This window comes from Variovorax sp. PBL-E5 (assembly GCF_901827185.1).
Lineage (GTDB): Bacteria > Pseudomonadota > Gammaproteobacteria > Burkholderiales > Burkholderiaceae_C > Variovorax.
In genome coordinates this window covers 5,139,250-5,156,079 of sequence record NZ_LR594671.1, presented here as the reverse complement: position 1 = coordinate 5,156,079, position 16,830 = coordinate 5,139,250, and the positions used below count along the sequence as shown (strand labels likewise).

Sequence of the window (16,830 nt, the reverse complement as noted above, 5' to 3'; positions counted from 1 at the left end):
ATCGGCGGCGCCTCATCCGTCCATGGTCGCAGTTTGCGCATATGGCGCAGGATCGTTGCCATATGGCGATTCCGGCACGGACCTTCCATCGCCGGCAGCAGAAGGCCGAAACGCTGTCCGCCACGGAAACGGATCGGGTCCTGCGGATCGTGCGCATCGCGAGCCACGCGGCGCAGGTCTTCGGCAGCGAGGAAAAGGCCCGGCGCTGGCTGTCCAAGGACAACCGGATGCTCGGCGCAACGCCGCTGCAGATGCTCTCCACCGATGCCGGCGCGCACGAAGTCGAAGCCGAGCTGAACCGCATCGAGTTCGGCGACTTCGCCTGATGCGGGTCTATCGGATCAGCAAGGCCGTCCATGTCGCGACCGCCCTGTCGGGCCAGGGCGCGGCGCTGTACGCGGGGCGCTGCAATTCCAGGGGCGTGCGTCTGGTCTACACGGCGGGCTCGGTCGCTCTGGCGATGCTCGAGCGCCGTGGCCCGTTACGAGAGCAACGTGCTGGTCCATCCCGGTCACGCGCGCTTCGCCGAGGTCAAGCAGGTCGCCGATGAAACGCTGACGCTGGACGCGCGTCTGTTCACATAGCGCGTACCGCCATGCGTGCGCTTTCCGCACGCATGGCGCGCGTTAATGTCATTTGTCGATACGCGCCCGGCGCGCGCACGATGCAGGCCATGTCCTTGTCTCCCTCCTCTTCCTCGATGCCGCCGGCCGACGCCGCGTCCCGCCGCGCCGCCATCGCGCTGGGACTGTCTTTGCCCGGCGATACGGTGCTGTACCTGCTGCTGCCGATGTTTGCCGACGCCTTCGGCGTGACGCTGGCCGAGGCCGGCATGCTGCTGGCCGCCAACCGGCTGGTGCGCATCGCGGGCTATGGCTGGGTGGCACGCTTCTACGCGCGGCACGGCGACCGGCCGACCTGCACGCTCGCGGTGGTGGCCGCGGCGATCTGCGGGCTGGGCTATGCGACGCTGTCGGGCTTCTGGGCGCTGCTGCCGCTGCGGCTGCTGTGGGGCCTCTCGTTCGCGGCGCTCAACCTCGCCACGCAGGCGCTCGCGACCGCCGAGCCTGCGGGCGCCGCGCGGCGCTCGGGCCGCTCGCGCGCCTTCGTTGCCATGGGGCCGGTGGTGGCGCTGCCCGCGGGCGCCTTGCTGGCGCAGGCGGCCGGACCGCGGCCGATCTTCCTGCTGCTGGCGGGCTGTGCGCTGATGGCGCTCGTCGTCGCGCGGCGTCTGCCGGCTGTGCCGCATCCGGTGCCGGCGGCCAAGAGAAAACTGAAGTGGCCCAACGCGCTCGATGCCTGGTCCTTCATGGAGGGCTTCACGCTCGATGGCCTGTTCATCATCGGCCTGTCCTTCCTCGGCAAGGACCTGCTGCCGGGCGGCGCGGTGGTGGTCGCCGGCGTGCTGCTGGCGCTGCGCTACCTGGCCGAGATCGTGCTGAGCCCCGTGGGCGGCCATCTCGCCGAACGCTGGGGCGCCGAGCGGCTGCTGGTGCTGCTGTCGCTGGCCACTGCCGCCGCGCTGCTCGGGTTCGGCGCCGGCTGGCTGTGGAGCTGCGCCGCCGTCATCGTGGTGTTGCGCGCGCTGCAGTTGCCGTTGTTGCCGCCGATCGTGGCGCACCGCCATCCGGGGCCCGGCCGCGTGCAGGCGCTGGCCGCGCGTTCAGTCTGGCGCGACATCGGCGCGGGCACCGGGCCGCTGGTCGCCGGGCTGCTGCTGCCGCTGCTGCCGTCGGCGTGGATCTACGGCGTCGCGGCGCTGTTGCTGGCACTCGCCGCGCTGGCCTGCGGGCGCGGCGTGGTGCCATCGCTGGCCGCGCGCTGAAACGCTCGACGGCTGCGCGCCGGCGCGATGCCGCCGCCGCGCTCAAGCGAAGTGGTCGAAGCCGCCGAAGCGCTGCGTCAGCGGCGCGCCCTGTGCATCGACGATGCGCAGGCCGGGCGCGGCCTCGATGCTGCCGATGCGTGTGACCGGCGTGCCCGATGCACGGCCGGCCTGCGCCACTGCTTCGCGTGCGGTGACCGGCGCGGTGAAGGCCAGTTCGTAGTCGTCGCCGCCCGCGAGCGTGCAGGCGCGGCGCGCCTGCGCATCGAGGCCCGCCGTTGCGGCGAGCGCGTGGGCGCCGATCGCGAGTCGCCCGGCCACCGCGTCGGCATCGAGCCGCGCGCCGACGCCGCTCGCGCGCAGCACGTGCCCCAGGTCGCCGGCCAGTCCGTCGCTGATGTCGACCGCCGCCGACGCGATGCCGCGCAGGGCCTGGCCCAGCGCAACGCGCGGCGTGGGCTCTTCCATGCGCGCGCGTGCCAGCGCGAACAGTTCCGCCGGCAGCGTGCGCCGGCCGCGAAACACGTCGAGTGCGAGCCGCGCATCGCCCAGCGTTCCGCTGACCCACACATCGTCGCCCGCCTGCGCGCCCGAGCGCAGCAGCGCGCCGCCGGTGGGCACTTCGCCGAACACGGTGATGCACAGGTTGAGCGGGCCGCGCGTGGTGTCGCCGCCGACCAGCTCGCAGCCGTGCGCGTCGGCCAGTGCGAACAGGCCGCGCGAAAAGCCTTCGAGCCAGGCCTCGTCGACCTGCGGCAGCGCGAGTGCCAGCGTGAAGGCCAGCGGCTTCGCGCCGCAGGCCGCGAGGTCGCTGAGGTTGACCGCCAGCGCCTTGTGGCCGAGCCGCGCCGGCTCGACGGTGGAGAGGAAATGGCGGCCCTCGACCAGCATGTCCGACGACACGGCCAGCTGCATGCCGGCCGCCGGCGCGAGCAGTGCGCAGTCGTCGCCCACGCCCAGCGGAGAGCGCTTCGCGGGCCGCGTGAAATAGCGGGCGATCAGGTCGAATTCGCCGAGGCCGCTCATCACGTCCTCACACGGCGGCGCTTCGAAAGCGCAATGCGGCCTGACGAATCACTTCGGCCAGCAGCCGTTCCCGCCCCTGCAGCTCGCGCAGCCAGCGCGCATCGTTGCGGTTGGCCTCGACGCTGGTGCGCAGCTCGCCGAGTGCGCGCGTCGCATCGAGCGCCTCGCTGTGCCATTCGAGCTGCGTCATGGTCATGAGGATGTGCTCGCGCAGCGGCATGTGCTCGCCGCTGGCCGGATCGACGTAGAGCGCATCGAGCCCGAAGCGGCAGGCCTGGAAGCGATTGTAGGTGTAGACCAGGTAGTCGTCCTCGGTGGGCGTGAAGGGCTGCTCCTGCAGGAACCACGCCGCCAGCGACTGCACGTAGCCCGCCAGCGCGGCCGCGCGCTCGACGGTGAGCGGCGTGTCGAAGACGCGGATCTCGATGGTGCCGAACTCGGGCTTGGGCCGGATGTCCCAGTAGAAGTCCTTCATGCTGCGCACGACGCCGGTGCGGGTCATGCGCATGAAGTAGTTCTCGAACTCCTTCCACGACAGCGTGAAGGGCGCGCGGCCCGAAAGGGGGAACGCGAACACCGAGTTCAGCCGCGCCGAATCGAACTGCGTGTCCTGCCCCTGCACGAAGGGCGAGGAGGCCGACAGCGCGATGAAATGCGGGATGTAGCGCGACATGCGGTGCAGCATCAGCAGCGCCGCATCGGCATCGGGACAGCCGATGTGCACGTGCTGGCCGAAGATGGTGAACTGCTTGGAGAGGTAGCCGTAGAGCTCGGACAGCTCGCGAAAGCGCGGCTTGTCGTAGATGCGCCGCTCATGCCATTGCTGGAACGGATGCGTGCCGCCGCCGACCACCGCGATGTTGAGCTTGTCGGCGTTCTTCACCAGCGCATCGCGGATCGGCGTGAGCTGGTGGATCACGTCCTGCGCCGAATGGCAGATGCCGGTCGAGATCTCGATCATGCTCGAGGTCATCTCGGGCACCACGCTGCCGGGCAGCGGCGTCTGCGCCATCAGCCGCAGCATGTCCTCGGCATAGGGCGCGAGGTCGTAGTCGTGGGTGTTGACCAGCTGCAGCTCGAGCTCGACGCCGAGCGACAGCGCCACCGACTTGTTGAAGCGCTCGAGCGGCACCACGCGGCTCGCCGGCGACGCCGGCATCGCGGTGCTCATCGCTGGGTCTCCTCGATGATCCCGAAGGCTTCGGGCGTCCACGGGATCGAGCTCTCGCCGGCGCCGTGGATCGCGATCGTCGCCAGCACGGCGCCGAGCACTTCCATCAGCAGGATCGCCGGCAGCGCGATCTGGGTGATCATGGTGCCCAGAAGCGGCGAGGCCGCGACGAAGCTCGACGTGATCAGCAGCGCGATCGACGACAGCGGCGACATCGCGCAGCCGACCCAGAAGGCCTGCTTCCAGCTCGCGCCGCTGCCCGGGTTGGCGATCGCGACGCCCGCGATCTTGGCGAAGGCGCGCACGCCGATCACCGCCAGCACCACGCTGGCCACCGGCAGGCTCCAGTCGGCCTGCGCGGCGACGATCGACACCAGCACGAACATCAGCATGGTCAGCAGCGAGGCCGCGGTGCCGAGCTGGCGCGGCCAGGCCCAGGGCTTGGGATTGAGCGCCTTGAGCAGCACGCCGCCGATCAGCGCCGCCAGCGGCGCCGCCCCGCCGAAGTGCGCGGCCAGCGCGGCGCCGGCTGCGATGATGGCCAAGAGCAGGATCGAGGTGTTCTCGCTGGTCGGGCTCATCACCCGCAGCGCCGAGCGCAGCGCCAGCGCCATCACCGCGCCGACCACGAAGGACAGGCCGAGCACCACGGCCACCGGATAGAGCTTCTGCAGCAGTCCGAGCGGTGCACGCTCGATCAGGCCGGCCTGCGCGTAGCCGAGGGCCAGCGCATAGAAAGTGTTGAGCGTCGCCAGCGTCATCGCGCGCTCGGTGACCGGGCCGGAGGCGCGCGTGTCCATCACGACGCGGCTCAGCACCGCGGGCGAGGCGACGATCGCCATCAGCGCGACCGGATTGGCCACCGGGTCGGGCACGCCCAGCCAGTGCAGGGCCCAGAACACGCCGAAGTAGGTCAGCGTCGCTTCGAGCAGGCTTTGCAACAGCACCATCGGGTTGTGGCGGAACCAGCGCAGCGGCAGCCGGCCGCCGGCTTCGAACAGCACGATGGCCACGCCCAGTTCCAGCAGGAACTGGCTGATGCCCTGCAGCGGCCAGATCGCGCCCTCGAAACCGGCGAAGCCGACGATGGTGCCGACGATCGAATAGCCGATCACCTTGGGCAGGCCCATGTAGCGCTGCACCAGATGGCCGGCCGCCGCCGCCGTGGCCAGCAGCAGCGACCACAGCACGGTCGGCAGACCGGCCGAAGGGCGCACCCATTCGGACCAGAAGCCCAGCAGATCGTTGGACGGGAAAGACATCATCGGTCGGCTGCGAGAACATCCGGCCTGCGCGCGGTGTTCATGGGTCGAGAAAAGAAAAAAGGCGCGTTCAGTGCAGCACGCGCGAGGTGGGCATGCCCCCCGCATCGGCTTCCAGCACGAACATCGGAATCGGAACGTCGAAACGGTCGCCCCGCTCGGTCACGAAGAAATAGCTGCCATGCATGGTACCGCTCGGCGCCTGCAGCCGGCAGCCGCTGGTGTAGCGGAAGGATTCGCCGGGCGCCAGGAGCGGCTGCTGCCCGATCACGCCGAGGCCCTTGACCTCCTGCGCGTGGCCGGACGCATCGTTGATCAGCCAGTGGCGCGCGATCAGCTGCGCCGCCACGTCGCCGGTGTTGGTCACCGTCACCGTGTAGGCGAAGGTGTGGACCCGGTCCTGCGCGGAAGACTGGTCGGGCAGGTAGCGCGGCTCGACCTGGATGCTGATCGGTTCAGTGGACATCGCCTCGATGGTAACGGAAGGCCATGGCGCGGGCGCGGACCTATCATGGCGCGCCGTCACCGGCCTGTCCCGATCCAAAACCCACCTCCATGACCGAAGCCACGCCCCTCCCGCCCCCGCCGCCTCTTCCCGACCATCTGTCCATCGACCCGCGCAGCGCGCACCACGTCGCCGTCGTCTTCGAGCACGACATCGGCATCCGGTTCAACGGCCGCGAGCGGCTCGACGTCGAGGAATACTGCATCAGCGAAGGCTGGATCAAGGTGCCCGCCGGCAAGACGCTGGACCGCAAGGGCAAGCCGCTCCTGATCAAGCTCAAGGGCCGGGTCGAGGCCTTCTACCGGTAACCCGGCACCGGCGCAGCCTTGATGCGCTGCGGGATTAACCGAGGTTTTGCGCCGGCCCGCGCGGCGCATACTGGCGGCAGCCCCGCGCCGGCCCCTCCGGCTCGCGGGCGGCAGCCAGGAGACACGCTTTGCAGCGAACCAACATTGCCAACCCGGCCTACTTCCACAAGGTCGTCGATTGCCAGTACGCCTGTCCGGCGCACACCCCCGTTCCCGAATACATCCGCATGATCGCGCAGCGCCGCTACAGCGACGCCTACATGGTCAACTGGGTTTCCAACGTCTTCCCCGGCATCCTCGGGCGCACCTGCGACCGGCCCTGCGAGCCGGCCTGCCGGCGCGGCCGCGTCGAGGAAAGCAACGCCAAGGATCCGGAGCCGGTGGCGATCTGCCGGCTCAAGCGCGTGGCCGCCGACATGAAGGACGACGTGCGCGCGCGCATGCCGAAAGTCGCGCCGAAGAACGGCAAGCGCATCGCCTGCGTCGGCGCCGGGCCGGCCTCGCTCACCGTCGCGCGCGACCTCGCGCCGCTCGGCTATGCCGTGACGGTGTTCGACGCCGAGGCCAAGGCCGGCGGCTTCATCCGCACGCAGATCCCGCGCTTCCGCTTGCCCGAGTCGGTGATCGACGAGGAGACCGGCTACATCCTCGACCTCGGCGTCGAGTTCCGCAGCGGCCAGCGCATCGACTCGATGAAGGCGCTGATGGCCGAGGACTGGGACGCGATCTTCGTCGGCTGCGGCGCGCCGCGCGGGCGCGACCTCGACGCGCCGGGCCGGCAGGAGGCGGCGGCCAGTATCCACATCGGCATCGACTGGCTCAACTCCGTCTCCTTCGGCCACGTGACGTCGATCGGCCAGCGCGTGATCGTGCTGGGCGGCGGCAACACGGCGATGGACTGCTGCCGCTCGGCGCGCCGCCTGGGCGGCACCGACGTCAAGGTCATCGTGCGCAGCGGCTTCGAGGAGATGAAGGCCTCGCCCTGGGAAAAGGAAGACGCCCAGCACGAAGGCATTCCGATCATCAACTTCCATGTGCCCAAGGCCTTCGTGCACGAGAACGGCAAGCTGATCGGCATGCGCTTCGAGATCGTGCGCGCGGAGTACGACGCGCAGGGCCGCCGCTCGCTGGTGCCCACCGGCGAGCCGGAAGCCTTCTTCGAATGCGACGAGGTGCTGGTCGCGGTCGGCCAGGAGAATTCCTTCCCCTGGATCGAGCGCGACTGCGGCATCGCCTTCGACAAGTGGGGCTTGCCGAAGCTCGACGAGAAGAGCTTCCAGTCCTCGGTGCCGCGGGTCTTCTTCGGCGGCGATGCGGCCTTCGGCCCCAAGAACATCATCACGGCCGTGGCCCACGGGCACGAGGCCGCGGTGTCGATCGACAAGCTGCTGCATGCCGAGCCGGTCTACGTGCGTCCGCCGCCCATGACCAACCTGGTGTCGCAGAAGATGGGCATCCACGAATGGAGCTACGACAACGACACCTCCAACGACCTGCGCTACAAGGTGCCGTGGAGCAAGGCCGAGACCGCGCTGGCCAGCATCCGCGTCGAAGTCGAGCTGGGTTTCGATGCCGCCACCGCCTTCAAGGAGGCCGAGCGCTGCCTGAACTGTGATGTGCAGACCGTGTTCACCGAGCCCGCCTGCATCGAATGCGATGCCTGCGTGGACATCTGCCCGATGGACTGCATCACCTTCACCACCAACGGCGAGGAAGCGGATCTGCGACCTCGGTTGAAGGCGCCCGCGCTCAACCTGACGCAGGACCTCTACGTGTCCGGCGGCCTGAAGACCGGCCGCGTGATGGTCAAGGACGAGGACGTGTGCCTGCATTGCGGGCTGTGCGCCGAGCGCTGTCCGACGGGGGCCTGGGACATGCAGAAATTCCTGTTGAAGATGACGCCGGCAGGCCCTGACGCGCGCAAGGCGCAGAGCGCGCCGACGCAAGGAGTTCCGGCATGAGCGTGAAGCAGATCGAGGCAGTCAACGACTTCGTCATCAAGTTCGCCAACGTCAACGGCTCGGGTTCGGCCTCGGCCAACGAGCTCTTCGCCAAGGCCATCCTGCGCATGGGCGTGCCGGTGAGTCCGCGCAACATCTTCCCCAGCAACATCCAGGGCCTGCCGACCTGGTACGAAGTGCGGGTCACCGAGCAAGGCCACCTGGGACGCCGCGGCGGCACCGACATGATGGTGGCGATGAACCCGCAGACCTGGGACGCCGACGTGGCCGAACTGGAGCCCGGCGGCTACCTGTTCTACGACAGCACGCGGCCGCTGCCGCCGTCGAAGTTCCGCAGCGACGTGCGCGTGATCGGCATGCCGCTGACCGAGATCTGCAACGCGGTCTACAACGACCCGCGCCAGCGCCAGCTGTTCAAGAACATCGTCTACGTCGGCGCGCTGGCGATCCTGCTGGGCATCGAGCCGGAGGTGGTCGAGAAGCTCTTCGGCGAGCAGTACAAGGGCAAGGAAAAGCTGCTGGCCTCCAACGTGCAGGCATTGCACCTGGGCTGCGACTTCGCGCGCGAGCATCTGCGCGAACCGCTGGGCCTGCAGGTGCGGCGCGCCGACCGCGTGGGCCAGCGGATCTTCGTCGACGGCAACAGCGCGGCGGCATTGGGCTGCGTGTATGGCGGCGCGACGGTCGCGGCCTGGTATCCGATCACGCCCTCGTCCTCGGTGGCCGAGGCCTTCCAGCGCTACTGCAGCAAGCTGCGCGTCGATCCGAAAACCGGCCAGCATCGCTTCGCGATCGTGCAGGCGGAAGACGAGATCGCCTCGATCGGCATGGTGGTCGGCGCCGGCTGGAACGGCGCCCGGGCCTTCACCGCGACCTCGGGGCCGGGCGTCTCGCTGATGACCGAGTTCATCGGCCTGGCCTACTTCGCCGAGATCCCGGTCACGCTCATCAACGTGCAGCGCGGCGGGCCTTCCACCGGCATGCCGACGCGCACGCAGCAGGCCGACATCCTCTCGTGCGCCTATGCCTCGCACGGCGACACCAAGCATGTGCTGCTGTTCCCGGAAGATCCGCACGAGTGCTTCGAGCACGCGGCCGCGGCGCTCGATCTGGCCGACCGCCTGCAGACGCCCGTGTTCGTGATGACCGACCTCGACATCGGCATGAACCAGCGCCTGTGCGAGCCCTTCGCCTGGGACGACGGCAAGGCCTACGACCGCGGCAAGGTCATGAGCGCCGAGGCGCTGGAAGCCGGCCGCGATTTCGGCCGTTACAAGGACGTGGACGGCGACGGCATCCCGTGGCGCACGCTGCCGGGCACGCACCCGACCAAGGGCAGCTTCTTCACGCGCGGCACCACGCGCGATGCCTATGCGCGCTACTCGGAACGCGGCCCCGACTACATCTACAACATGGAACGGCTGCTGAAGAAGTTCGCGACCGCTGCCACCCTCGTGCCGCAGCCGGTGCTGCAGCCGGCCGCTGCGAAGACGGATCTCGGCGTGATCTATTTCGGCTCGACCAGCCCGTCGATGCGCGAGGCGCTGGAGACGCTGGAGGCGCGCGGCATCCATCTGGACGCGCTGCGGCTGCGGGCCTTTCCGTTTCCGGACAGCGTGGCGCAGTTCCTCGCGCAGCATCGTCAGGTCTTCGTGGTCGAGCAGAACCGCGACGCCCAGATGCGCAGCCTGCTGGCCAACGAGCTGGACGTCGATGCGGCGCGCCTCGTGCGCGTGCTGCATTTCGACGGCACCCCGATCACGGCACGTTTCATCGTTCAGGCCATCAGCGCGCACCTGCAGGCGCACGCGGCCGATGCCACCGACAGCAAGGAGCCCGCATGACCTATCTCGCCAAGCCCCGTCTGCGCCATCCGACGCTGGCCACCAACAAGGTCGGCTACACGCGGCGCGACTACGAGGGCAAGATCTCCACCCTGTGCGCCGGCTGCGGCCACGATTCCATCTCCGCCGCCATCATCGAGGCCTGCTGGGAACTGGACATCGAGCCGCATCGCGTGGCCAAGCTCTCGGGCATCGGCTGCAGCTCCAAGACGCCGGACTATTTCCTCGGCGCCTCGCACGGCTTCAACACCGTGCACGGCCGCATGCCCAGCGTGCTGACCGGCGCCAACCTCGCCAACCGCGACCTGTTGTATCTGGGCGTGTCGGGCGACGGCGATTCGGCCTCCATCGGCCTGGGCCAGTTCGCGCACGCCATGCGGCGTGGCGTGCGCATGGCCTACATCGTCGAGAACAACGGCGTCTACGGCCTGACCAAGGGCCAGTTCTCGGCCACCGCCGACCAGGGCTCCAAGAGCAAGAAAGGCGTCGTCAACAGCGACAGCCCGGTAGACCTCGTGGCCATGGCGCTGCAGCTGGGCGCCACCTACGTCGGGCGCGGCTTCTCGGGCAACAAGGCGCAGCTGGTACCGTTGATCAAGGGCGCGATCAGCCATGGCGGCGCCGCCTTCATCGACGTCATCAGCCCCTGCGTGGCCTTCAACAACCACCCCGGCAGCACCAAGAGCTACGACTACGTGCGCGAGCACAACGAGGCGGTGAGCCGCATCGACTTCATCAGCGGCCGCGACGAGATCAGCGTCGACATGGCGCCCGGCGAAGTGCTGGACGTGCGCCAGCACGACGGCACGCTGCTGCGCCTGCGCAGCCTGCACCCGGACTACAACCCCGGCGACCGCTATGCCGCCATGGCCTACATGCAGCGGCACCACGAGATGGGCGAGGTGGTGACGGGCCTGCTCTACGTCGATCCGCTGGCGACCGATCTGCACGGGGCGCTCAACACCAGCGACCATCCGCTCAACGCACTCGACACCGCCGAGCTGTGTCCCGGCGCGCGGGCCCTCGAAAAACTCAACGACAGCTTGCGCTGAGCGGCCGGCGGCCGCAACATAGCGACTCGCCAGGAGGGACCACCATGGCAGAACGCACCGTGTATCAGTCCGTTACGCACAAGCAGGTGATTCGCGTCGGCCCGCAGGCCACCGCGCGCCACGTCGCTTGCGTGATGACCCGCGCCAATTGCACCAGCGTGCTCGTGATGGAGCCGCCGGACATCCTGCTCGGCATCCTCACCGAGCGCGACCTCATGACCCGCGTGCTGGCGCGCGGGCTCGACGCCGACCGTGCCACGGCGCGCGAAGTCATGACGCCCAATCCGATCTGCGTGCCGCCGGAGATGCGCGTCTCCGATGCCGTGGTGCTGATGCTGGAGCGCGGCTTTCGCCATCTGCCGATGGTCGCTGGCACGCGCATCCTGGGCGTGTTCTCGGCACGCGACGCGCTGCCGCGCGAGATCGGCGCGGCCGTGAGCCAGACCGAGTTCAACGAACAGGTCAACGACGTTCTGGGCTGACCGGGAATAGATCTTTCGCTCGTGCAGTCATGCATGGGGTAGCCATCTACCTCAAGGAGCGAAAGCCATGAAAACCCATGATCCGGGCCGCCGTCAGGCGCTCGGTTGCCTGTCCGCATGGAGCGGAGCCGCCGTTGTCTGGACCCTCTCCGGCGGCATACCCGTCGCGCTCGGCGCGACCCACACCGCAACGCCGCAAGCGGGCGCGAAGGGCGCGCTGACCTTCGTGCAGATCAGCGACACGCACATCGGCTTCAACAAGGCCGCCAACCCGGACGTGGTCGGCAGCCTGCGCCACGCCATCGCGGACATCAACGCGCTTCCGGTCGCGCCGGCCTTCGCCGTCCACACGGGCGACGTGAGCCATCTGTCCAGGGCCGACGAGTTCGGTCGTGCCAAGGAGATCTTCCAGGAGCTGCACGTCGATCGGATCCACACGGTCCCCGGCGAACACGACGCCATCGACGACGGCATCGCCGGCTACCTCAAGTACTTCGACCACGACGGCAAGGGCCGCGGCTGGTACAGCTTCAACCAGGGCGGCGTGCATTTCGTCGGGCTGACGAACGTGCTCAACTTCAAGGCCGGCACGATGGCTGCGCTCGGCGATGATCAGCTGGCCTGGCTCAAGAAGGACCTGGCGGGCGTCTCGCACTCGACGCCGATCGTCGTGCTCGCGCACATTCCGCTGTGGACCATCTGGGAGCCCTGGGGCTGGGGCACCGCCGATTCCGATCAGGCGCTTGCGCTGCTGCGTCCCTATGGCTCCGTCACCGTGCTCAACGGCCATATTCATCAGGTGCTGCAGAAGGTCGAAGGTCACGTGTCGCTGCACACCGCGATGTCGCTGGCCTACCCGCTGCCCACGCCCGGACAGGAAGGCATCGGTGAACCGGGGCCCGTCACGGTCCCGGCCGGCGAGCTCGGCAAGCTGCTCGGTACGCGCCAGCTGAACCTGGTGCGCGGCCAGCGCGAACTCGCGATGGTCGACCGCCCGCTCGATCGCTGATCAACTCGTTTTCACAGGAGATTTTTCAATGAACCGAGTCTCTTTCGGTGGCGCCAGCCCGCGCGCCAGAGTCTTGCGCGGCGTGGTGCTGGGCACCCTTGCGACCTTCGTCGGCCTCGCGGCCCATGCCGCATCCGTCGCCACCGTCGACATCAACAAGTTCATGTTCATGCCGATGGAAATCACCGTCGCGCCGGGTACGACCGTGCGCTGGATCAACCATGACGAGACGCCGCACACCGTGATCAGTCAGGACAAGACCAAGCTGTTCGTCTCGAAGGCCATGGACACGGACGACAAGTTCGAGTTCGTCTTCGCCAAGGAGGGCGACTACACCTACGTGTGCAGCGTCCACCCGTTCATGACCGGCGTCGTGCACGTGCGCAAGCAGTAGCCGCCCGAGGCCGCCGGATCCGCGGTGCGGAATTCCTCATCGTGCCGTTCGCTGCCGCGGGCCGTGGCACGGCGGGCGGTTTGTGGTTCTAATCACGACATCACCGTCGACTGACGGCGACCGTCCAAAAGGAGAACCCCCGATGTCCCGTCCCGTCGCGAAGCCCGTGGTGCTGGTGCTCATGGGTGTCTCGGGTTGCGGCAAGACGACTGTCGCCGCGATCCTGGCCGGCCGCCTCGGCTGGCCCTTCGAGGAAGGCGATGCGCTGCATCCGCCATCGAACATCGAGAAGATGAAGGCCGGGCATCCGCTCAACGACGAGGATCGCGCGCCCTGGCTCGAGAAGGTCGCGGGCTGGGTCGACGAGCGCCTCGATGCCGGCGCGAGCGGCATCATCACCTGCTCGGCGCTCAAGCGCGCCTACCGCGACGTGATCGGCCGGCGCGGCGCGGGCGTGGAGTTCGTCTACCTCGCCGGCTCGCGCGAGACCATCGCCGCGCGCCTCGCGGCACGCCACGGTCACTTCATGCCCTCGAGTCTGCTCGACAGCCAGTTCGCCGACCTCGAGGAACCCGCGGCGGACGAACCCGCGATGCGCGTCGACATCGGCCCCGCGCCTTCCGCCATTGCCCAGATCATCGTCGACACACTCGAGCTGCCATGACCACTTCCTCCCCCCTGAGCGCGCACGACATCCAGGTGCTGATCGTCGCGGCCGCCGGCATCGCGATCCTGGTCCTCCTGATCGTCTGGCTCAAGGTGCATGCCTTTCTCGCGCTGACCATCGGCGCCCTGTTCGTCGGCGTCGGCTCGGGCATTCCGCTGGAGAAGGTGACGGCCTCGTACGAAAACGGCGTCGGCGGCGTGCTCGGCTACGTCGGCGTGCTGATCGCGCTCGGCGCCATGCTCGGCAAGCTGCTCGCGGATTCCGGCGGCGCCGACAAGCTGGTCGAGACGCTGCTGCGCGGGCGCCCCGCCACGCTGCCCTGGAAGATGGCACTGGTCGCCAGCATCATCGGCATTCCGATGTTCTTCGAGATCGGGCTCGTGCTGCTGATCCCCGTGGTCATGCTCGCGGTGCACCGCTCGAAGGGGCCCGCGATGCGGCTCGGGATTCCGGCGCTGGCCGGGCTGTCGGTGCTGCACGGCTTCATTCCGCCGCACCCCGGTCCGCTCGCGGCCATCGCGGTGCTGCATGCGGATGTCGGCGTGACCCTCGCGTTCGGATTGCTGATCGCCATCCCGACCGTGGCCGTCGCCGGCCCGCTGTTCGGCGCGCTCGCGGCGCGCATGGTGCCGATCGGCGCGGCCGGCGCCGGGCTCGCGGTCACCGCGACGGGCGCCGCGGCCGATGGCGCCGCGAACGCGCAGGACCCGAGGCCGAGCCGCAGTCCGAGCTTCGCATGGACGCTGATCACCCTGCTGTCCCCGCTCGTGCTGATGCTGATCAAGGCCGGCGCCGACATCTGGATGGACAAGACCTCCGCACTGCGCCCGGCGCTGGACTTCATCGGCGATCCGGTGTTCGCCTTGCTGATCGCCGTGCTGCTGGCGATGGTGAGCTTCGGCACCGCGGTCGGCTTCTCGGCCTCCCAGCTGGCGAAGAAGATCGGCGCCAGCCTGACGCCGGTGGTCGGCGTGATGCTGATCGTCGGCGCCGGCGGCGGCTTCAAGCAGGCGCTGGTCGATGGCGGCACCGGCACGGCCATCGCCAAGATCGCGCTCGCGGTCGGCCTGTCGACGCTGGTGCTGGGCTGGATCGTCGCGGTGCTGATCCGCCTCGCGACCGGCTCGGCGACGGTCGCGACCGTGACGGCCGCGGGCATCGTCGCGCCGCTCGCGACCGGGCTGTCGCCCAATCATCTGTCGCTGGTCGTGCTGGCCGTCGGTGCCGGGTCGCTGTTCTTCTCGCACGTCAACGACGCCGGCTTCTGGCTGGTGAAGGAATATTTCGGCTTGACGGTGGGGCAGACGATCAAGACCTGGTCGCTGATGGAGACCATCATCTCGGTGATGGGGCTCGTGCTGACCTTTGCGTTGTCGCTCGTTCTCTAGCGGCAGCGACGCCGCAGTCCCGTTCCGGCACGCGCCGCATTCTTTCCTGTTCGACTCCATGGAGAAATGAAATGACCGATCCTTCAGCGACCATCCGCGCCGGCCAGTTGTCCATCCGCTATCTCGTGGATGGGTCGCAGACCGACAGTGTCGGCATGTTCGAGCTCACGGTGCCGCCCGGCTCGAACGTGCCGCCACCGCACAGCCACACGAGGAACGACGAGTGCATCTATGTGCTGGAAGGAACGTTGCGCTATTCGGTCGATGACCAGACGCGCGACCTCGCCGCGGGCGAGACCATGTCGAGCCCGAAAGGCAGCGTTCATCAGTTCTCGAATCCCTTCGCGGCACCGGCACGCGCGCTCGTCGTGCAGTCGCCGGACATCGGCGCGCAGTACTTTCGCGATGTCGCCAGCGTGGTCGGTGCCGGCGGCCCGCCGGACAAGGCCGCGCTGATCGCCGTCATGACCCGCTACGGGCTGGTCCCGGCCGCGCCGCCGGCCGGCGCATAGCACGCGTGCGATGTCATCAGAGCCCGAATACTGGTTCCCAGCCAAGCGCTATGGCTGGGGCTGGGGTGTTCCGTCGCGCTGGCAAGGCTGGGCTGTGCTGGTCGTGTACTTCGTGCTGTTGGGCGTGGCCGCACTGCGTTTCCGTCCGGACCGCGAGCCTGTCGCTTTCGTTGTGCTCGCCACCGTGCTGACCCTGCTCCTCGTCGCCGCGTGCTGGCTCAAGGGCGAGCCGCCGCGCTGGCGATGGGGGGAGGATTGAGGCGGCTGTTCGATGGGCCGCAGGTCCCGGGGATCATTCTGATCGCCGGACTTGCGGGCGACAACCATGCTCGAGTCGGTGAGCGTGCCGACGGCGGATTCAACCGGTCGTTCGGCGCAGATTCCTGAATGCGCACAACGCACCAAGTCATTGAACCCAGAGCGGTACCGGGAAACGCTACCGGCCCTTCATTCGGCGCGCTGCCGCAGAAGCGTTTCCAGAAGATTCAATGCGGCGCCCTTGGCGCCCATCTCCGGCAACAGCATTCCCACCGGCGGCAACGCGTGGAGCGAGTCCACCGGTAGCGCGTGCAGCAGCCCCGCTTCGACGAAGCGATCGACGTTGCTCGCCGGTGCCATCGCGAGCACCCGGCGGTCGCGCAAGGACAGCAGCACGAGGGGCAGCGAGCGTGTAGTCAGCCGCGTTCGAGCAGGCGCCCGACCGAAGGGCTCGAACAGCCGTTCGAAGGCCTCGCGCATCAGCGAACCGAGCGGCGGCAGCAGCCATTCCTCGTTGAGCAGTTGCGGCAGCCTCACCTCCCGGCGTCGCGCCAGCGGATGGTCGGGCCCGCAGCACACCAGCGCCCGATCATCGTAGAGCGGCTCGAATCGACTGCCCACGGCCGCGATCGCCGGCCGCCGCACCAGCAGCGCGTCGAGCCGCCCGTCGGCAAAGCCGGCATACAGGACCTCCGGCGTCGCTTCGGTCAGTTCGACATGCACCCCTTGATGACGGTCGGCAAACGAGGGGAGGGCCCGTGTCAGAAGCGCCGTTACCGCACCCGTGATGGCGCCGATGCGCAGCAACTCTCCGCCGCGCTGGCTGTGCGCGCCGAGCGCTTCAGCGCAGCCGTGCAGAGCGCCCAGCATGCCGCGCAGGAGCGGCAGCAGGTCGTGGCCGACTGCAGTCGGGCGCACGCCGCGCGCGTGACGCTCGAGCAGGCGCACCTCGACGAGCCGCTCGAGTTCGCCGACGGCCTTGGTCGCGGCGGCCTGGCTGAGGCCAACCTCGTGGGCCGCACGCTGGATGCTGCCCAGCTCGGCTGCGCGCACAAGCACCTGCAGCTGACGCAGACGTGTTCGCGCGAGCAGGCGGTTCAGAAGCGTGGAGGCGGGCAAGGCGACAGGCGGCTTGGACATATTCGATCCTTGAATACCTCCGACGC

General features: G+C 68.8%; 18 protein-coding genes and 1 pseudogene. 14 read left to right on the top strand and 5 right to left on the bottom strand.

Going from position 1 to position 16,830, the window contains the following annotated elements; all coding sequences use genetic code 11:
* The first annotated feature begins 41 nt into the window (after positions 1-41).
* From parS to WDLP6_RS25105, 3 genes and pseudogenes are all read left to right on the top strand, one after another.
* Positions 42-326 carry a type II RES/Xre toxin-antitoxin system antitoxin gene (parS, locus tag WDLP6_RS25115; protein ID WP_443083430.1) on the top strand — a complete coding sequence of 95 codons (285 nt, stop codon included), beginning with the start codon at positions 42-44 and terminating at the stop codon, positions 324-326.
* Positions 326-424 (top strand): annotated as a pseudogene (locus tag WDLP6_RS35540) (hypothetical protein); the annotation flags it as partial. The gene parS and the pseudogene WDLP6_RS35540, both read left to right, overlap by 1 nt.
* 240 nt (positions 425-664) lie before the next feature.
* Entirely contained in the window at positions 665-1,825 is a 1,161-nt protein-coding gene (locus tag WDLP6_RS25105) for an MFS transporter (protein ID WP_162594544.1), read from the top strand.
* Between the two features lie 42 nt (positions 1,826-1,867).
* Here the strand turns inward: WDLP6_RS25105 and thiL are convergent, their stop codons facing one another.
* The 4 genes from thiL to apaG all read right to left on the bottom strand — a co-directional run bounded on the left by thiL (position 1,868) and on the right by apaG (position 5,750).
* Positions 1,868-2,851: a thiamine-phosphate kinase gene (gene thiL / locus WDLP6_RS25100; RefSeq protein ID WP_162594543.1), complete on the bottom strand. Its 984-nt coding sequence runs from the start codon at positions 2,849-2,851 to the stop codon at positions 1,868-1,870.
* A 7-nt stretch (positions 2,852-2,858) separates the two neighbouring features.
* Entirely contained in the window at positions 2,859-3,983 is a 1,125-nt protein-coding gene (locus tag WDLP6_RS25095) for a YbdK family carboxylate-amine ligase (protein WP_162595250.1), read from the bottom strand.
* A 35-nt stretch (positions 3,984-4,018) separates the two neighbouring features.
* Positions 4,019-5,284, bottom strand: a complete 1,266-nt coding sequence (locus tag WDLP6_RS25090) for a cation:proton antiporter (RefSeq protein WP_174259900.1) — start codon at positions 5,282-5,284, stop codon at positions 4,019-4,021.
* A gap of 70 nt (positions 5,285-5,354) precedes the next feature.
* Positions 5,355-5,750: a Co2+/Mg2+ efflux protein ApaG gene (gene apaG, locus WDLP6_RS25085; RefSeq protein ID WP_162594541.1), complete on the bottom strand. Its 396-nt coding sequence runs from the start codon at positions 5,748-5,750 to the stop codon at positions 5,355-5,357.
* 89 nt (positions 5,751-5,839) lie between these two features.
* On the opposite strand from apaG, the gene WDLP6_RS25080 reads away from it, so the two are divergent.
* The 11 genes from WDLP6_RS25080 (at position 5,840) to WDLP6_RS25030 (ending at position 15,665) form a co-directional block, all read left to right on the top strand.
* Entirely contained in the window at positions 5,840-6,097 is a 258-nt protein-coding gene (locus WDLP6_RS25080) for a DUF3297 family protein (RefSeq protein WP_162594540.1), read from the top strand.
* Positions 6,098-6,225: 128 nt separating this feature from the next.
* Entirely contained in the window at positions 6,226-8,058 is a 1,833-nt protein-coding gene (locus tag WDLP6_RS25075) for an FAD-dependent oxidoreductase (protein WP_162594539.1), read from the top strand.
* Positions 8,055-9,902: a 2-oxoacid:acceptor oxidoreductase subunit alpha gene (locus WDLP6_RS25070; protein ID WP_162594538.1), complete on the top strand. Its 1,848-nt coding sequence runs from the start codon at positions 8,055-8,057 to the stop codon at positions 9,900-9,902. Before WDLP6_RS25075 ends, WDLP6_RS25070 begins: the two co-directional genes overlap by 4 nt.
* A complete protein-coding gene (locus WDLP6_RS25065; protein ID WP_162594537.1) occupies positions 9,899-10,954 on the top strand; it encodes a 2-oxoacid:ferredoxin oxidoreductase subunit beta in 1,056 nt (351 codons plus the stop codon). Before WDLP6_RS25070 ends, WDLP6_RS25065 begins: the two co-directional genes overlap by 4 nt.
* A gap of 44 nt (positions 10,955-10,998) precedes the next feature.
* Entirely contained in the window at positions 10,999-11,436 is a 438-nt protein-coding gene (locus WDLP6_RS25060; protein WP_162569846.1) for a CBS domain-containing protein, read from the top strand.
* A gap of 67 nt (positions 11,437-11,503) precedes the next feature.
* Positions 11,504-12,445, top strand: coding sequence for a metallophosphoesterase family protein (locus WDLP6_RS25055; protein ID WP_162594536.1), 942 nt, complete (start codon positions 11,504-11,506; stop codon positions 12,443-12,445).
* 28 nt (positions 12,446-12,473) lie between these two features.
* Positions 12,474-12,839: a plastocyanin/azurin family copper-binding protein gene (locus tag WDLP6_RS25050; protein ID WP_162594535.1), complete on the top strand. Its 366-nt coding sequence runs from the start codon at positions 12,474-12,476 to the stop codon at positions 12,837-12,839.
* A gap of 142 nt (positions 12,840-12,981) precedes the next feature.
* The gene (locus WDLP6_RS25045) at positions 12,982-13,503 is read left to right on the top strand and encodes a gluconokinase (protein ID WP_162594534.1); all 522 of its coding nucleotides are present in this window, start codon (positions 12,982-12,984) and stop codon (positions 13,501-13,503) included.
* Positions 13,500-14,894 carry a GntT/GntP/DsdX family permease gene (locus WDLP6_RS25040; RefSeq protein ID WP_162594533.1) on the top strand — a complete coding sequence of 465 codons (1,395 nt, stop codon included), beginning with the start codon at positions 13,500-13,502 and terminating at the stop codon, positions 14,892-14,894. The genes WDLP6_RS25045 and WDLP6_RS25040 overlap by 4 nt, the downstream gene beginning before the upstream one ends.
* A gap of 71 nt (positions 14,895-14,965) precedes the next feature.
* Complete coding sequence (locus tag WDLP6_RS25035; protein ID WP_162594532.1) at positions 14,966-15,406, top strand: cupin domain-containing protein; 441 nt, start codon at positions 14,966-14,968, stop codon at positions 15,404-15,406.
* Between the two features lie 10 nt (positions 15,407-15,416).
* Complete coding sequence (locus WDLP6_RS25030; RefSeq protein ID WP_162594531.1) at positions 15,417-15,665, top strand: hypothetical protein; 249 nt, start codon at positions 15,417-15,419, stop codon at positions 15,663-15,665.
* Positions 15,666-15,853: 188 nt separating this feature from the next.
* Here WDLP6_RS25030 and WDLP6_RS25025 read toward each other — a convergent pair whose 3' ends face one another.
* Positions 15,854-16,804, bottom strand: a complete 951-nt coding sequence (locus tag WDLP6_RS25025) for a LysR family transcriptional regulator (RefSeq protein WP_162594530.1) — start codon at positions 16,802-16,804, stop codon at positions 15,854-15,856.
* Between the last annotated feature and the right edge of the window lie 26 nt (positions 16,805-16,830).